The 15,429-nt window shown below is 68.5% G+C and carries 14 protein-coding genes; 9 read left to right on the top strand and 5 right to left on the bottom strand.

The window, feature by feature from the left end:
• Positions 1-247: 247 nt before the first annotated feature.
• Positions 248-2,551, top strand: coding sequence for a DEAD/DEAH box helicase (locus IM708_RS00430; protein ID WP_209424327.1), 2,304 nt, complete (start codon positions 248-250; stop codon positions 2,549-2,551).
• A 376-nt stretch (positions 2,552-2,927) separates the two neighbouring features.
• On the opposite strand, the gene IM708_RS00425 is transcribed toward IM708_RS00430, so the two are convergent.
• Positions 2,928-3,914, bottom strand: coding sequence for a D-glycerate dehydrogenase (locus tag IM708_RS00425; RefSeq protein ID WP_209424326.1), 987 nt, complete (start codon positions 3,912-3,914; stop codon positions 2,928-2,930).
• A 139-nt stretch (positions 3,915-4,053) separates the two neighbouring features.
• Here IM708_RS00425 and IM708_RS00420 point away from each other — a divergent pair, with 139 nt between their 5' ends.
• Genes IM708_RS00420 through IM708_RS00410 form a run of 3 tightly spaced genes read left to right on the top strand, consistent with a single transcriptional unit; the run spans position 4,054 to position 7,318 of the window.
• Positions 4,054-4,590 (top strand): SH3 domain-containing protein, encoded by a 537-nt coding sequence (locus IM708_RS00420; protein WP_245242908.1) that lies wholly within the window; start codon positions 4,054-4,056, stop codon positions 4,588-4,590.
• Between the two features lie 56 nt (positions 4,591-4,646).
• Positions 4,647-6,605, top strand: coding sequence for a PAS-domain containing protein (locus IM708_RS00415; protein ID WP_209424324.1), 1,959 nt, complete (start codon positions 4,647-4,649; stop codon positions 6,603-6,605).
• Between the two features lie 8 nt (positions 6,606-6,613).
• Positions 6,614-7,318 (top strand): response regulator transcription factor, encoded by a 705-nt coding sequence (locus tag IM708_RS00410; RefSeq protein ID WP_209424323.1) that lies wholly within the window; start codon positions 6,614-6,616, stop codon positions 7,316-7,318.
• Here the strand turns inward: IM708_RS00410 and fliP are convergent.
• From fliP to fliF, 4 genes are read right to left on the bottom strand one after another with little or no spacing between them, the layout of a single operon-like run.
• Positions 7,315-8,025 carry a flagellar type III secretion system pore protein FliP gene (gene fliP / locus IM708_RS00405; RefSeq protein ID WP_209424591.1) on the bottom strand — a complete coding sequence of 237 codons (711 nt, stop codon included), beginning with the start codon at positions 8,023-8,025 and terminating at the stop codon, positions 7,315-7,317. The genes IM708_RS00410 and fliP overlap by 4 nt on opposite strands.
• Positions 8,026-8,050: 25 nt before the next feature.
• On the bottom strand, positions 8,051-8,365 hold the full coding sequence (locus tag IM708_RS00400; protein WP_209424322.1) for a FliM/FliN family flagellar motor C-terminal domain-containing protein: 315 nt from the start codon (positions 8,363-8,365) through the stop codon (positions 8,051-8,053).
• Complete coding sequence (locus IM708_RS00395) at positions 8,358-8,954, bottom strand: hypothetical protein (RefSeq protein ID WP_209424321.1); 597 nt, start codon at positions 8,952-8,954, stop codon at positions 8,358-8,360. Before IM708_RS00395 ends, IM708_RS00400 begins: the two co-directional genes overlap by 8 nt.
• The gene (gene fliF, locus IM708_RS00390; RefSeq protein ID WP_245242907.1) at positions 8,954-10,534 is read right to left on the bottom strand and encodes a flagellar basal-body MS-ring/collar protein FliF; all 1,581 of its coding nucleotides are present in this window, start codon (positions 10,532-10,534) and stop codon (positions 8,954-8,956) included. The genes IM708_RS00395 and fliF overlap by 1 nt, the downstream gene beginning before the upstream one ends.
• A 130-nt stretch (positions 10,535-10,664) precedes the next feature.
• Here fliF and IM708_RS00385 point away from each other — a divergent pair, with 130 nt between their 5' ends.
• From IM708_RS00385 to IM708_RS00365, 5 genes are all read left to right on the top strand, one after another.
• Complete coding sequence (locus IM708_RS00385; RefSeq protein ID WP_209424319.1) at positions 10,665-11,147, top strand: flagellar basal body-associated FliL family protein; 483 nt, start codon at positions 10,665-10,667, stop codon at positions 11,145-11,147.
• 86 nt (positions 11,148-11,233) lie between these two features.
• Positions 11,234-11,710: a hypothetical protein gene (locus tag IM708_RS00380; protein WP_209424318.1), complete on the top strand. Its 477-nt coding sequence runs from the start codon at positions 11,234-11,236 to the stop codon at positions 11,708-11,710.
• On the top strand, positions 11,707-12,348 hold the full coding sequence (locus IM708_RS00375; protein WP_245242906.1) for a hypothetical protein: 642 nt from the start codon (positions 11,707-11,709) through the stop codon (positions 12,346-12,348). The genes IM708_RS00380 and IM708_RS00375 overlap by 4 nt, the downstream gene beginning before the upstream one ends.
• Positions 12,349-12,403: 55 nt before the next feature.
• Positions 12,404-13,273: a flagellar motor stator protein MotA gene (gene motA / locus IM708_RS00370; protein WP_209424317.1), complete on the top strand. Its 870-nt coding sequence runs from the start codon at positions 12,404-12,406 to the stop codon at positions 13,271-13,273.
• Entirely contained in the window at positions 13,270-15,408 is a 2,139-nt protein-coding gene (locus tag IM708_RS00365; RefSeq protein WP_209424316.1) for a hypothetical protein, read from the top strand. The genes motA and IM708_RS00365 overlap by 4 nt, the downstream gene beginning before the upstream one ends.
• Positions 15,409-15,429 lie beyond the last annotated feature (21 nt).

Genomic DNA, 15,429 nt, shown 5'->3' with positions numbered 1-15,429 from the left:
GTTCGCCTGCAAATGCAAGTTCACCGCCCCATCGCCGCCCCCACTAAAGGCCGCGCCGCCGGGACGCGCACGGGAAAGCGGGACGGGCGCTGCCGAACGCCCCCTGCTTTCCTTCAAACGCACCGCGCCCAAGCGCACGCCCGCCCCTGCCCGCGCACCCCCCTGCGCAAACCGGCCGGTTTTCGCTATACTTCGGCGCTCGCCCGGCGTAAGTCGCGCGCTGAACCCCTGCTTGCCGGATGACATCATGCCTGCCTTTCCCGCCCCCCTTGCCGCCGCCCTCGACGCAAAGGGCTTCGGCGCGCTGACCCCGGTGCAGGAGGCGGTGCTGGACCCGGCGCTGGCCGGGCGCGACCTGCTGGTCTCGGCGCAGACCGGCTCGGGCAAGACCGTGGCCTTCGGCCTGGCCATGGCCCAGGCGCTGCTGGACGAGGATGACACCCTGCCGCGTGCGGACACGCCGCGCGCGCTGATCGTCGCACCGACCCGCGAGCTGGCGTTGCAGGTCCGGCGCGAGTTCGAATGGCTTTATGCCGAGGCTGGCGCGATCATCGCCTCCTGCGTCGGCGGCATGGACATCCGCACCGAGCGGCGCACGCTGGAGCGCGGCGCGCATATCGTCGTCGGCACGCCCGGCCGGCTACGCGATCACCTGGAACGCGCCTCGCTCGACCCGGCGCTGATCGCCACCGTCGTTCTGGACGAGGCCGACGAGATGCTCGACCTCGGCTTCCGCGAGGATCTGGAGTTCATCCTCTCCGCCCTGCCGACCGAGCGCCGCACGCTGATGTTCTCGGCCACCGTCTCGGACGGGATCGAACGGCTGGCCCGCACCTTCCAGCAGGACGCCGCGCGCGTGACCACCGCCGCCTCGGACGAGGCGCATGCCGACATCGCCTACCGCGCGCTGACGGTTGCCCAGGAAGACGCCGAAAACGCCATCGTCAACGTCCTGCGATACCACGAGGCGAAGAACGCGCTGGTTTTCTGCAAGACGCGGGCGACGGTGAACCACCTGACCGCGCGCCTGCTGAACCGCGGCTTCGCGGTGGTGCCGCTGTCGGGCGAACTGGCGCAGGACGAACGCGCGCGCGCGTTGCAGGCGATGCGCGACGGCCGCGCGCGGGTCTGCGTCGCGACCGACGTGGCGGCGCGCGGCATCGACCTGCCGGGGCTGGAACTGGTCATCCATGCCGACCTGCCGTCCAATTCCGAAACGTTGCTGCACCGCTCGGGCCGCACCGGGCGCGCGGGGCGCAAGGGCACCAGTGCGCTGATCGTGCCGACCCGCGCGCGCCGCAAGACCGAACGGCTGCTGTCCGAGGCGGGTGTCGCGGCGGAATGGGGCGCGGCGCCAACCGCCGCCGACGTCAGCGCCCGCGACACCGAACGGCTGTTCACCGACGACGCCCTGACCGCGCCCGAGACGACCGAGGAACACGCGCTGATCACCGCGCTGATCGAACGCTTCACGCCCCGCGAATTGGCCGCGGGCGTCGTGCGCCAGTACTTCAGCGCCCGCTCCGCCCCCGAGGACATCGCCGCCGTGACCGATGCCGCGCCAGCCGAACGCGCGCGCGCCAGCTTCGAGCGCAGTTTCTGGGTGCGCCTCGACATCGGCCGCGACAAGCGGGCCGAGCCGCGCTGGCTGCTGCCGCTCCTGTGCCGCGCGGGCGATCTGACGCGCGACGACATCGGCGCGATCCGTATCCTCGACGACGCCACGCTGGTGCAGCTCCACGCCGACGCCGAGGCGCGCTTCTTCAACGCCCTCGGGGACGATGCGCAGCTGGAACAGGACATCTCGGTCACCCGAAGCGCCGCCCCGTCCGGGGGCGCGCGCCCGGAACGCAGCACCGGAAAACCCCGCGGTGCGCGTCCGGGGCCGCGCTCGGGCCCCCGCCCGGATGCACGCACAGAGTCGCGGCCGGCCGTGCGGCCAGGCTGCCCCGACAACGCACGCAGCCCGCGCCAGGACAAGCCCGAGGCGCGCAAGGATGCCCCGCAGAGTGCGCCGCGGCCCGACCGCCCCGCCCCGCGCCCCCAACTGGCTGCCGCAGCACCGGCAGACCGGGCCGCGACATCGTCCCGACCGGACACCCGCCCCCGCCCCGACTCCGGCGCGGACCGCTCCGCGCGTCGCACGCCGCCCACCGACAATGCCCCGCGCCGGCCCGAAGACACGGGAAAACCCTTCGCCGGTCGCAAGGCGCCGGGTGCGGGCAAACCCCCGCATCGCGGCCCCAAGTCCGCCGCAAGCCCCGAGGGCGCGAAGTATCCGCCGCGCAAGCGACCCGAAGGCTCCGACACCACCCCGCGCAAGCCTCGCCCCGCCGCGCCGGCCGCCCCGGCCCGACCCGAGCGCAAAGCCGCCCTCGACCCCTCGGCCCGGCTCGACCGGCCCGGCGCGAAACCGCGCGCCGGCGCCCGCAAGGGCACGGACGCCAAGGGCGGCCCCGCCAAGCCGCGCGGCGCCAAGGGCAAGCCACCGCGCGGCCGCACCGGCCCCGGCGACGGCAGCACACCGCCCTACCGCCCGCGCCGCGGCTGACCTCTAAGCCCACACCACCAAGGCTCCCAAAACTACTCCCGCCCCTCGTCAGGCTGTGCGCGCTTCGCGCACAACCTTCCTCGCGTTGGGCCGGGCGCCGCGCGCTCCGCGCGCGGCGAAAAGAGGCCCCGCCGCCAAGGGCGGTCGCTCCTCACCGCCCCGGACTTTTCCTGTCCGAAAATATCCCGGGGGGTGAATTGGCGCAGCCAAGAGGGGGGCAGCGCCCCCCTGACCCGCCCCAGCAACAGCCGGTCACCGGCGGCAAAGTCCTTGCCAATTCCCTGCCGCACCGTTCGGAACTGCCATACGCTTGCCAGCCACTTGCCATACGCTCGCCAGCAGCCTGCCGGTAGGCTTCGAAAGCCCCGGCGGAGGGCTACAGCATCCCCGGCAGCACCTGGTCCGGCGGGCGGTGACCGTCGGCGAAGGTCTTCACGTTCAGGATCACCTTCTCCCCCATCTCGATCCGCCCCTCCAGCGTGGCCGAGCCCATATGCGGCAGCAGCACCACGTTCGGCAACTCGCGCAGGCGCGGATTGATGTCGTAGCCACGCTCGTAAACGTCGAGCCCCGCCCCGGCCAACTCGCTTGCGCGCAGTGCCCGTGTCAGCGCGTTCTCGTCGATCACCTCGCCCCGCGACGTGTTCACGATCACCGCCGTCGGCTTCATCAGCTTCAGCCGCCGCGCATTGAGAAGGTGGAAGGTCGACGGCGTGTGCGGACAGTTGACCGAGATCACGTCCATCCGCGCCACCATCTGATCGAGGCTTTCCCAGTAGGTCGCCTCCAGCGGTTCCTCGACCTCGAGGCGCAAGCGCTTGCGGTTGTGATAGTGGATCTGCATACCGAACGCCTGCGCCCGCCGCGCCACCGCCTGACCGATCCGCCCCATGCCCAGGATGCCCAGTCGCTTGCCACCGATCCGGCTGCCCAGATGCGCCATCGGCGACCAGCCATGCCATTCGCCGGCCTGCATCTCGGCCAGGCCTTGCGGTATCCTGCGCGTCACCGCAAGCATCAGCGCCAGCGTCATGTCGGCGGTATCTTCGGTCACCACCCCGGGCGTGTTCGACACCAGCACGCCGCGCTGACGGGCGGACTGCACGTCGATATGGTCGACCCCGGCGCCGTAATTCGCGATCAGCTTCAATTTGTCGCCGGCCTGGCCGATCATCGCCCCGTCGATCGTGTCGGTGATCGTCGGCACCAGAACGTCGGCGCGTTTCATCGCCCCCACCAGTTCCTCGCGCGACAGGGGCGTGTCCTCGTCGCGCAGTTCGACGTTGAAAAGCTCTTTCAGGCGCGTCTCGACCGGGTCGGGCAGGCGTCGCGTGACGACAACACTCAAACGCTTCAGCGGCATCGGAACCTCCTGGGGGCTTTCCTGTCTCGGCGCGTGATGGCAGACTGACGCATCGGGAAACGAGGCACAAGAACCCCCGCAGCCTGCACGCAATAAAATGTCGCGGCGGGTCTCAAGGGGTCGGAGAGCGGGCAGAGACATGTGGACAAAAGCCGGTTGGGCGGCCGTACTGGTTACGGGACTTCTGATGATCGGCGCCGATGCGCGCCCAGCCCTTGCCCAGGGCGCGGCGGCCGCCGCCGAACCGCGCCGCGGCCCCGAGACGGGCTTGCCGCTGCCCCGCTACGTCTCGCTCAAGACGTCGGAGGGGCGCGCCCGCCGGGGCCCTGGGCAGACGCATCGGATCGACTGGCTTTTCACCCATCGCAACATGCCGCTGCGCGTCACCGCCGAATTCGAGAACTGGCGCCGGATCGAGGACATGGAGGGTCAGGGCGGCTGGATGCACCATTCGCTGCTGTCGGGCGTGCGTACCGTGCTGATCGTAGACGAGGTGGTGACGATGCACACTCAGCCGCAGTCGAACGCCCCCGAGGTCGCGCATCTGCAGGTGGGCGTCGTGGCCCGGGTTCTGCGCTGCGAGCCTGACTGGTGCCGGCTGGGCGTCAACGGCCATCGCGGCTGGGTGGAGCGCGCCGCGCTCTGGGGGATAGAGCCGCACGAATTTCTGGACTAGGACCGCCGTCCGGCGCTACCGTTGCGATACCTACGCGCGGGGGAGAGCGTCCGAAGGTGAGCCAGGAAACGACCGACAAGCTGACCCGCGCAGGGTTGAACCTGATCCAGCAGGCGTTGTCGATCTTCGACCGCGACCTGCGGCTTGCCGTCTGCAACCAGCGCTACCAAGAGATGTTCAGTCTGCCTGACTGGCTGGTCACCCCCGGTGCCGCCTTCGAGGACACGATCCGCTATCTGGTCATGCGCGGCGAATACGGGCCGCAGTCCGACGCCGAGGCCGCGGTTCGCACCCGCGTCGATGCCGCACGCGCCTTCCAGCCGCATTACATGGAGCGCCAGCGCGCCAACGGACGCTGGATCAGCGTCGAAGGGGCGCCGCTGCCGCAGGGGGGCTGGGTCACGGTCTATACCGACATCACCGAGATCAAGCTGCAGGAACAACTGCTCCGCGCCCGGTCCGAGGAGCTCTCGGGCCAGCTTTTCGCCCATGCAGAGCGGCTCAGCCTGGCCAACCGGGAACTGGCCTCGACGAACGCGGCGCTGGCCGAAGCCAAGCGCGAACTGACCGAGATCGAGGCGCGCACCCGGCTGACGACCGAGATGATGCCCGCCCACATCGCCCATGTGAACCGCGACCTGGTCTATACCTATTCCAATCGCAGACTCTCGACCGTGATGCCGGGCACGCCGGACGATGCCGTCGGGCTGCACGCCGCGGTGGCGCTTGACCCTGACACCTTCGGCCGCATCCGTCCCTATCTGGACCGGGCGCTGGCCGGCGAAGCGGCGGTCTGCGAGATCACGCACGAAGTCAGCGGGCGGCGCATCCGCGTGGCGCTGACCCCCGACCCCGTCGTGACCACGCCGGAAGGGCAACAAGCCGGTGGCGGTGTCTATATCCTGTCCACCGACATCACCGAGGAAACGCAGGCGCGCGCGGCGCTGATGCAGACGCGCAAGCGCGAACTCGCGGCACAACTCACCTCCGGTCTGGCGCATGACTTCGCCAATCTTCTGACCATCATCCTAGGGCTTCAGGGACGGTTGTCGCGCCTGCCCGGCCTGCCCCGGGAAGCCACAGATATCGCCCGCGCCACGGTCGGAGCCGCGCGTCGGGGCGGCGCGCTTCTGGAACGCATCGGCGCCATTTCCGGTCATCGGGAACTGCACGCCGAGCCGGTGGACCTGCGCCTTCTTCTGGACGACCTGCGGATGATGGCGCGTCCCTCGTTGCCCGCCCAGACCGAATTGCTGATCTCGATGGAAGCCGACCTCGAATCGGTCCTGCTCGACCCCGGCGCGCTGCAGGACAGCCTGCTGAACCTGATCCTGAATGCGCGCGACGCGATCGGCGCGACCGGCGGGACCATCCGTCTGGTTGTACAGCGACGACGCGATACCTGGCTGGAAATCACCGTCGAGGATACGGGACCCGGATTCAGCGAAGAGGCGCTACGGCACGGCACCGAGCCGTTTTTCACCACCAAGGGCGGCGAGGGTTCAGGCCTCGGGCTGGCGATGGTCTTCGACCAGACTTCGCTGGCGGGTGGCAGCCTGCGCCTTGCGAACCGGGCCGAGGGCGGCGCGCGGGTGACCTTGCGCCTGCCGCTCAAACCCGCCGATCAGCGCCTGCCGCCGCTTCTGATCCTGCTTGTCGAGGATGACCCGGATATCCGCGCCAACACGCGCGAATTGCTGTGCGCCGCCGGCCATAGCGTGGTAGAGGCGGAAAACGCCACCGATGCGCGCGCGCTGGCGGCGCTGGACGGGCTGGGGCTGGTCCTTTCGGACATACATCTGGGCGCGGAGGAGACCGGCCTCGACCTGCTGCGTGCGCTGCGGACGCAGCTGCCGGAAGTGGCAATGGGGCTGATGACCTCGCTGCCGCCAAACGATCCGCTGCACGACGAGGCGGCGCGGGAGTTTCCGGTCCTGCGCAAACCGTTCGAGCCTGGGGACCTGCGCCGCTTTCTGGCGCACTGCACCGCCACACCGCGCGCCGCCGCGGAATAGGAGAGACGATGCACCAGCCCCATGTCGCGATCCTCGACGACGAGGCGGAGATCAGGCGCATGCTCGCCGATGCCCTGTCCGACGCGGGTTTCCGGACCACAGCCTATGCGCGCGCGACAGAGTTCGAAGCCGCGCTCAAGCGCACCACCCCCGATGTCTGCCTGGTCGATCTGGGCCTGCCAGACCGTGACGGCCTGGCGCTGGTGCATCGTCTGGCGCTGGAGTCCGGCGCCACGATCATAATCATCTCAGGCCGGTCGAACGTCTATGACCGGGTGACGGGGCTGGAACTCGGCGCCGACGACTACATCATCAAACCGTTCGAACCCGCCGAGGTCGTGGCCCGCATCCGTGCCCGGCTGCGCAAGTCGCGCGGAGTTGGCGCAGAAGCACCGATGGTGGCCAGCTTCAATGGATGGCAGGCCCATTTCGACCGCTACGTCCTGCTTGCCGCGGACGGCAGCGAGGTGCCCTTCAGCCATGCCGAGGGGGAGGTTTTGCGGCTTTTCCTGGAAATGCCGAAGCGGCTGATTACGCGGGCGCAGATGCAGGAAAGCCTGGGCGGCGCGGCCGGCGAAAGCTTCGATCGGGCAATGGACGTGCGGATCTCGCGGCTGCGCACGAAGCTGCGCGAGGATCCGCGCAACCCCCGTTTGATCAAGACCATCTATGGCGCCGGATACATCTTTCTGGGCGACGTGAACTGGCGCTAGAAATACCCCTGCACCAACGCGGCAGAGATCAGCGACCAGCCGTCGGCGACGACGAAGAAGGCAAGCTTGAAGGGCAGCGCGACGATCGCTGGCGGCACCATCATCATCCCCATCGACATGAGCACCGCCGCAACCACCAGGTCGATGATCAGGAACGGCAGGAAAATCAGGAAACCCACCTCGAAGGCGCGCGAAAGTTCTGACAGCAGGAACGACGGCACCAGCACCGAAAGCGGTGCCTCGGCACCGAAGGCGGGCGCATCCGGGCGCAGGGCAGCAAGATTGGCAAAGGTATCGACGCTGACGCGGCCCAGCATGAAGGTGCGAAACGGCTCGATCGCGCGCGCGAAGGCTTCCTCCAGCCCGACCTCCCCGGCATTCAGCGGCACAATCCCGGCGGTCCATGCGGCGGTGAAGACGGGTTCCATGACGAAATAGGTCAGGAACATCGCAAGCGTCGTCAGCAGCATCCCGGGGGGCGATTGCTGCAGGCCGATCGCCTGGCGCAGGATCGCCAGCACCGTCACGATGAACGGAAAGCAGGTGATCATGATCGCCAGCGCCGGCACGAGGCTGAGAACCGTGAGCAGCACCAGCAACTGCACGGTTCGCGTCGCCAGCGCGTCGCCCTCGCCGAAGTTCAGCGTGATCTCCTGGGCCAGAAGGGGCGCGGGCGCAAACACGGCCGCCAGCACCAGAAGCGCCAGCGCGTGCCGCTCCCGCTGGGTCACCTCAGACCCCGTCGCTCAGATCGGCAACCTCGGTCAGGCGGACGGCCATCTGTCCTGCCTGCTCCCCTTCGAGTTCTTCCAACTGGCCGCGGGCGATCAGCTTGTCACCGACGTAAAGCTCGACCGGGTCGTCGACGCGCCGGTCCAGCGGCAGCACGCTGTCGCGCTGCAAACGCAGAAGGTCGCGGACCATCGGACGCGCGCGCCCGACTGAAATCACTATCTCAATGGGAACCTGTGTGAAGGCCCCGCGGGACAGGTTCGGCGTGCCGCCCTGTGCCTCCGGGGTGGCGGCGGGGGCTTCGGCATCAGGCATGTTTCACCTCTTCATTCTGGATCATGTAGAAGCGCGTGATGGCGGCGCGCAATTCGGCAGACACGGCTTCAAGATCGATCCGTGTCTCGTTCGGCTCAAAGGCGATTTCAGCCTGCAGGGGGGCGACCTTCTCGCACTCGACAATGGCCAGTGGCGGCAGGACCAGTCCACCGAGCGCCGCCTCGAACTCCGCACGCGTGCCGGGGCTCACGCGCAGCGTCACCGGGGTCTCGGCGATCGCACCGGCCAGTGAAATCAACTGCTCGATCGCCATCGGCAGGACCGAAGCGCGCGCTGCCGCCGGGATCACGGTGGCGAGCATCGCCTCGAAGACCGGTTCGATCGCGCGCAGCAGATGCGCGCGCACCTCGTGATAGGTGAAGGCAAGTTGCTGCAGCTGGCGCTCGACCTCAACCCGCCGGGCACGATCTTCATCCGCGACCTGGTGTCCGGCATCGTCCCAGCCCGCATTGTAGCCGTTCTCGTAGGCCGAAAGGCGCAACTCCTCGATCTGCTCGGGCAGCAGAAGTTGCGGCACGCCGGATTCTGCGAGGGTTTCGAAAACTTCAAGGCGAAGCGGCATCGGCATCAGCGGGTTTCCTCGCGTTCTTCCATCCAGCCGCGCAGAATCTCGACGGTCTCGTCCTGGCGCTCGGCGATCAGCCGGCGCATGCGTTCGACCGGGTCCTCGGGCACTGCATCGGCGCGGCTGCCATCGGCATTGACCGGATAAAGCGCACTGGCATCGGAATCGCCGTCATCGATCTCGCCACTCAGATACGGGCCGCCGGCCAAGGCGCCGCCCGGGCGCGGCAGTTCAAGCGGATCGTCCGCGCCGCGACGTCCCAGCAACAAGGGCCGCAGCACGAAGAGCGCCAGGAAGATCGCCACCACCGCAAGGGCGGCAAGCCGGATCAGCGCCATAACGTCGAGGCCCAGACGCTCGATCAGGCCCAAGGACGGCGCGCTGCCTTCGGCGCGCATCACCGGCTCGAACGGCAGCGAGCGGATGGTGATCACGTCGCCCCGCGCTTCATCGTAGCCCACTGTCGAGGCCACGAGTTCGCGCAGGGACTCAAGTTCGGCGTCGGAGCGTGGTGTCCATTGCATCGCGCCGCTCTCGTCCGGGGCACGCAGGCCGTCGATCAGCACCGCTACGGTCAGCCGTCGCACCGCACCCGGACCGCGCTGGATTTCGCGCTGGGTCTGGCTGACATCGTAGCTGATGCGCTGCCGGCTGGAGGTGTCCCGCGATTCGCTGCGCCCGTCTCCGCCCGCGGCATCGCCATCGGGCAGGTTCGACGCAACCGTGACACCCGCCGAACGCGAGTCGTTCGAGGTGGCGTTGCGCTCCTCGCTTTCCTGAGTCACCGCGATGCGACTCTCCGGATCGATCCGCCGCTCGACGATGGTTTCGCGGTCCGTCACGGTTTCCACGTTGACCTCGACGACGGCGCGACCGGCACCGACATGCGCCTCGAGCAGACGCTCTACATTGCGTCTGAGTTCGCTTGCCCGGTCGCTGCCGCTGGCGGTCCCCTCGCCCGGTTCTGCGACGACCAGACCGGTGCTGGTATCGATCACCGATACGCTTTCTGCCGCCAGCCCGGCGACCGCAGACGCCACGAGGAAGCGGATCGCCTGCGCCTGCGGTGGCGAAAGCACGGTCCCCGCCGGCGTGATCATGACCGACGCCGATCCGAGCTGGTCGCGCCGGAAAGCCAGCCCGGCACCCTGCGAGATATGCACCCGCGCTGCCCGGACATGGGGATTGGCGACGATGGTCCGGGCAAGCTCGCCCTCCTTCGCCCGCCAATAGGCAGCGTCGAACATCTGCGAGGTGGTGCCGAAACCCGTCAGCCCGTCCAGCAATTCGTATCCGCTGGTCGAATTCGCCGGCAGCCCCTGCGCGGCCAGCGACATGCGAGTCTCGTCGCGCACCCGCGCGTCGACATAGATCGCGTCGCCACGCACCTCGAAGGCGATGTTGCGTTGGTCCAGCGCCTGAACGACCTCGCCCGCCGGTCCGCTTTCAAGCCCGGCATACAATAGCGCCATGGACGGCGCGGCCGCCATCCGCGCCAGGCCCGAAACGGCCAGAAACACCGCCAGCGTCGCACCCACGATCACGACCCGTCGCCGCAGATCGAGCGCATTCCAGACTGACATCACCTGTTCCAAGTGTCTCTCCCGCTCGGCCTTCTGCCGCGTCGGGGTCGATCCTTGAACGACAGCGTTTAACAATCGGTTAGTGACAATGTGCCAGAACCTGCGGCGAAAGCGCGAATGCGAGGACCGCATGACCGACACCGCCATGCCGCAGGACGCGGCACCGAAAGGCTCGAAACTACCCTTGCTCGCGGGACTTATCCTGGCGGCGGCACTGGGTGCGGGCGGCTTCTTCGCAAGCTACACGGATTTGCTGGGTCTCGACGTCGCTCCTGATCCCGTAGTCGCCACGGTCCGGCCGGGCCAGAACATCACGCATGTCTTCGTTCCCCTCGATCCGCTCGTCATAAGCCTGGGCGGGCGCGGCGAGGCGCGGCATCTGCGCTTCGTCGCCGAGCTGGAGGTGCTTCCTGCGCACGAGGCCGAAGTGACCCGCCTCGCCCCTCGGGTCCTTGATGTGATCAACGTCTATCTGCGCGCATTGGAAGCCCACGAGATCGAGGAACCCGCGGCACTTCTGCGGCTGCGGGGTCAGATGCTGCGCCGGGTTCAGATCGTCACCGGGCCGGGGCTGGTCAGCGATCTTCTGATCACCGAATTCGTGCTGAACTGAGGGACAAGATGGATTTCCTAGCCGATCTTCTGATTGCGGGCGGGGCTCTTGGAGTCACCGCCTTCTGCTTCGTGCTTTCGCGTCGATTGAAGGCGCTGGGGCGTCTCGACAGTGGCATCGGCGGTGCGATCGCGATCCTGTCCGCCCAGGTCGACGATCTGACCCGCGCCTTGAAATCCGCGCAGGAAACCGCCCGCGAATCGGCCGGAAAACTGGAAAGCCAGACCAAGCGCGCCGATGCCGCATGCCGCCAGCTGGAGCTGTTGATGGCCGCGCTGCACGATCTGCCGCCATCCGACACCGTGCGCCCGCCGAAACAGGCACGCGCCGCCGCGGCAACCCGCGTCTCAGACTCCTTTCCATCGGCGCGGCCCCTGTCACGCTGGAACACGAACCGTCTGCAATCCGACGCCGAGAGCGACGCTGAAGGCACCGCTGCAAATGGGGATATTGCGCCGGACCAGGCCTCCCGGGCTGGAACCCTCGAACCGGTCGAGCGGCCGATGAAACGCTCGCGAAGCCGCGTCGTTCGCCGCCGGCGTCGGATCGAGGCGAGCGCATGACCCGACCGACCAGCCCCGTAGCGCCCGGAAAGTACGCCACGCGGTCCCGTCCGCGCGCGCGCATCCTGCCGACCATGGCCGCGATAATCTGCGTTGCCGGCGCGCTCCGTCTCGCCTCTGGCCTGGGGGAAGCGGTTGCGCTGGACGCTGCAGCCGCTGCCGCCCCTCCGGCAACCTCGATCGAATCCCAGCCCGCCGCGCGTCCCGTCAGCAGCGCCGAAACGGCCGACATTGTCCTGAGCCTGACGCGCCGCGAACAGGCCCTGCAGGCGCGCGAAGAAGCGCTGGATGATCGCGCCCGCAACCTGGCCGAGGCCGAGCGCCGGATCACCGAACAGATCGCCGCGCTGCGCGCCGCCGAAGAGGCGCTTGCCGCCACCATGGCGCGCGCCGACCGCGCGGCCGAGGACGACATCGCGCGCCTCGTGCAGGTCTACGAGAACATGAAGCCCGAGGAGGCCGCGCGCGTCTTCGCCGAGATGGAGGTCCAGTTCGCGGCCGGCTTCCTTGGCCGACTGCGCCCCGAAATCGCCGCCCCGATCCTTGCCGGACTGGAACCGCGACAGGCCTACGCGCTCAGTGCCATGCTGGCCGGGCGAAACGCGCTCGTTCCGCGCCGGGAACCCGTTGAAGAGTGACGCTTTCTTAAGGCAGGCCTGAAAAGCTGGCCGAGCGCAAACCCCGGAGCGATGCATGCTAGGAATCGTCGGCATTCTTGTCGTCTTGGTGATGGTCTTCGGCGGCTACACGATGGCCGGCGGCAAGTTCGGAATCATCCTCTACGCGCTGCCTTTCGAGATGACGATGATCGGCGGCGCCGCGCTCGGCGCGTTCCTGATCGCCAACTCCGGCGCCGGTGCCAAGCAGACCCTGCGCTATATCGGCAAGGTCTTCCGCGGACCGGACTGGCAACCCGGCGACTACCGCGATCTTCTGTGCCTGCTCTTCGAACTGATCCGCCTCGCCCGGCAGAACCCCGTGGTCCTGGAAGAGCATATCGAGAACCCCGAGGACTCCTCGATCTTTACCCGCTACCCGAAAATCCTGAAGGATCACGAGGCTGTCGATCTCATCTGCGATACGTTGCGCGCGATCACCATGAGCTACGACGACCCCCACCAGGTCGAGGAAGTGCTCGACAAGCGGATGGAGGCCAGTCTGCACCACGCGCTGCATCCGAGCCACGCGATGCAGACGGTGGCCGACGGCCTGCCCGCGCTGGGAATCGTCGCGGCGGTCCTTGGCGTGATCAAGACCATGGCCTCGATCAACGAACCCCCGGAAATCCTCGGCGGGATGATCGGCGGCGCGCTCGTCGGCACCTTCCTTGGCGTCTTCCTTTCCTACGGTTTTGTCGGCCCCTTCGCCGGGCGCATGCGCTCGGTCGTCGAGGAGGACGCGCATTTCTATTCGCTGATACGCGAGGTCCTGATCGCGAACCTTCACAACCATCCGGCGAACATGTGCATCGAGGTCGGCCGGCAGAACACGCCCCACCACGTTCGTCCCAGCTACACCGACCTGGAATCGGCCCTGCGCGAACTGAAGCGCGAGGCGGCATGAACCCGCGCTACCCGGCCCGCATGATCGCGCGCAGTCTTGTCTGCGCGGCGCTTCTGATGCCGCCTTCCGGGGCGATCAGCGCGCAGACCGTCCGAGTCACCTCGGGCGAGCACGCCGATTTCACGCGCATCGTGCTTCAATCCGCAAGCGCGATTTCCTGGGACCTGACGCCGGAGGGACCGGAACGCCGGATACGGGTCAACGCAGAAACACTCGATTTCGATTCGGCCGAGATCTTTCGCCTTATCCCCCGCACGCGGGTTTCCGACCTGCGACGGGTCGACGATGGGCTGGCGCTGACCCTGAACTGCGATTGCGATCTTCGCGTCAGCGAACCCCGTCGCGGCGTGGTCGTGCTGGACATTCACGATGCAGCAGACGCCACGGACGCCCTCCCGACAGTGCAGCGCACCCCACCGGTACTGCCGCGCCCGCGACCGCGCGCGCCGATCATGGCGCCGCCCCGGGCGATCACGCTCGATCCGCGCCCAGCGTTTTCGGCGGACATTGCACGCACGATCGGCGCCGATCTGGCCCGGCGCATGCGCGCGGCCGTGGTGGACGAAGCACCGCCACCCGCCGTTGATCCGCGAATGGACCGCGCACCGCTGATGGAGCAGTTGAGCCGGCAGATGTCGATGGCGATCGCGCAGGGGTTGTTGTCGGCTACGATGGCGCAAGGTGCGACCATTCTGCCGCCCGCCGACCCCCAGCCCTCCGACACCGATCTGAACAATCTGCGAATCACCCGTGCCACCGATCCGACAACCAGCGAACTCGAGGCAGATTCCCGCGTGTCCGAAGGCTGCCTCGGCAGCGACATGCTGGACTTCTCCGTCGCCGACGACGCGCCCGGTTTCCGCAATCGTCAGGCCGAGATCATGCGCGGCCTCTATGGGGAGTTCGACGCGCCGGACATCGACACCCACATGGCGCTCGCCCGTCTCTATCTCGAACACGGCTTCGGCGCCGAGGCGCGGCTGGTCATCGAGAACATGCCCGGGCAGGTCCCGGCGCGCGATCTGCTGCTCGGCCTCAGCGACATCTTCGAGGAGAGGTATTCGAACGCCCGTCTGCGGCTGGCCGAACGCATCGATTGCGGCGGCGCGGCCGTGATGTACGCCGCCCTCGCCGGGGCGGAACCCGCGGCGATCCGTCAGAACGCCGACGCCATTGCGCGCGCCTTCGTCGCAGCGCCGCAAACGCTGCGCGCCATCCTGGGTGAAACGCTGGTGCGCCGCCTGATCGCGGTCGGCGCGCGCGATGCGGCGCGGATGATCGCCGATAGCCTGCGCCGCGCGAACGAAGCGCCCCTGTCCGCGATGCTGAGGGTGGACGCCCTCCTCGACGCCGCGCGGGGCGAGGTCGACCGCGCCGCCGCCCGGATCGACCAGGCCGGACCCCGCGATCCCACGACGATGCTGATGCGGCTCGATCTGGCTCTGGAACGCAGCGAACGGGTCAGCGAAGAACTGCTGGCAGACGCCGAGGCCCTGGCCGGCAGCGAACGGGGAACCGACGCGGGCCGCACCCTGATGTCGCAACTGATCCGCTTGCGCACCGCCGCCGACCAACCGACCGAGGCCTTCGCCCTGCTCGACCGCCTCGCCCGCTGGTTGCCCGAAACCCCGACGAACGCGCAGATGCTGCAAAGCCTGAGCGAAGATATCTGGGCGCGGCTAACGCGGCAGGCCGAGGACGCGGACTTCCTTCAGATCGTCTTCGACCGCGCGGACTGGCGCTCGGCAACCCTGTCCCCGGCGACGCGCCTCGCGCTTGCCGAACGCCTGCTGGACTTCGGCCTCAGCGAACCGGCGGTGACCCTGGCCGCCGGGCTGAAGGACGTGAACGCGCGCCGCATCCGCGCGCGCGCGCTTCTGCTCGACGGCACGCCAGACGCCGCGCTGGTCGAACTTGAAGGGCTGGACGACGCGGATACGGCGCGCCTTCGCGCGCGGGCGCTGCGGCGATCGGGCGGTCCCGACCTGCCGGAACGCATCGCGACCGAGGCGGGCCAGGTGCCGATGGCCGCCACTTTCGCGCCAGCGGACGGCGGCTTGATGCAGCGCAGCACCTCGCTTCTGACGGAGAGCTCGGACCTCCGCGATACGCTGGCCGACCTGTTGCGCCCCTGAGCCTGCCAAGAATAGCCGGTG

Origin of the sequence: Pararhodobacter sp. SW119 (genome assembly GCF_017811755.1) — a bacterium.
In the GTDB taxonomy this organism is placed as follows: domain Bacteria; phylum Pseudomonadota; class Alphaproteobacteria; order Rhodobacterales; family Rhodobacteraceae; genus Pararhodobacter.
The sequence above is the reverse complement of the archived record's forward strand: the minus strand, read 5'-3'. Positions and strand labels throughout refer to the sequence as shown.

Coding starts and splice junctions, on each gene's coding strand:
- IM708_RS00430 (WP_209424327.1), top strand. CDS start 248: ATGCCTGCCTTTCCCGCCCCCCTTGCCGCCGCCCTCGACGCAAAGGGC.
- IM708_RS00425 (WP_209424326.1), bottom strand. CDS start 3,914: ATGCCGCTGAAGCGTTTGAGTGTTGTCGTCACGCGACGCCTGCCCGAC.
- IM708_RS00420 (WP_245242908.1), top strand. CDS start 4,054: ATGTGGACAAAAGCCGGTTGGGCGGCCGTACTGGTTACGGGACTTCTG.
- IM708_RS00410 (WP_209424323.1), top strand. CDS start 6,614: ATGCACCAGCCCCATGTCGCGATCCTCGACGACGAGGCGGAGATCAGG.
- IM708_RS00400 (WP_209424322.1), bottom strand. CDS start 8,365: ATGCCTGATGCCGAAGCCCCCGCCGCCACCCCGGAGGCACAGGGCGGC.
- IM708_RS00395 (WP_209424321.1), bottom strand. CDS start 8,954: ATGCCGATGCCGCTTCGCCTTGAAGTTTTCGAAACCCTCGCAGAATCC.
- fliF (WP_245242907.1), bottom strand. CDS start 10,534: ATGTCAGTCTGGAATGCGCTCGATCTGCGGCGACGGGTCGTGATCGTG.
- IM708_RS00385 (WP_209424319.1), top strand. CDS start 10,665: ATGACCGACACCGCCATGCCGCAGGACGCGGCACCGAAAGGCTCGAAA.
- IM708_RS00375 (WP_245242906.1), top strand. CDS start 11,707: ATGACCCGACCGACCAGCCCCGTAGCGCCCGGAAAGTACGCCACGCGG.
- motA (WP_209424317.1), top strand. CDS start 12,404: ATGCTAGGAATCGTCGGCATTCTTGTCGTCTTGGTGATGGTCTTCGGC.
- IM708_RS00365 (WP_209424316.1), top strand. CDS start 13,270: ATGAACCCGCGCTACCCGGCCCGCATGATCGCGCGCAGTCTTGTCTGC.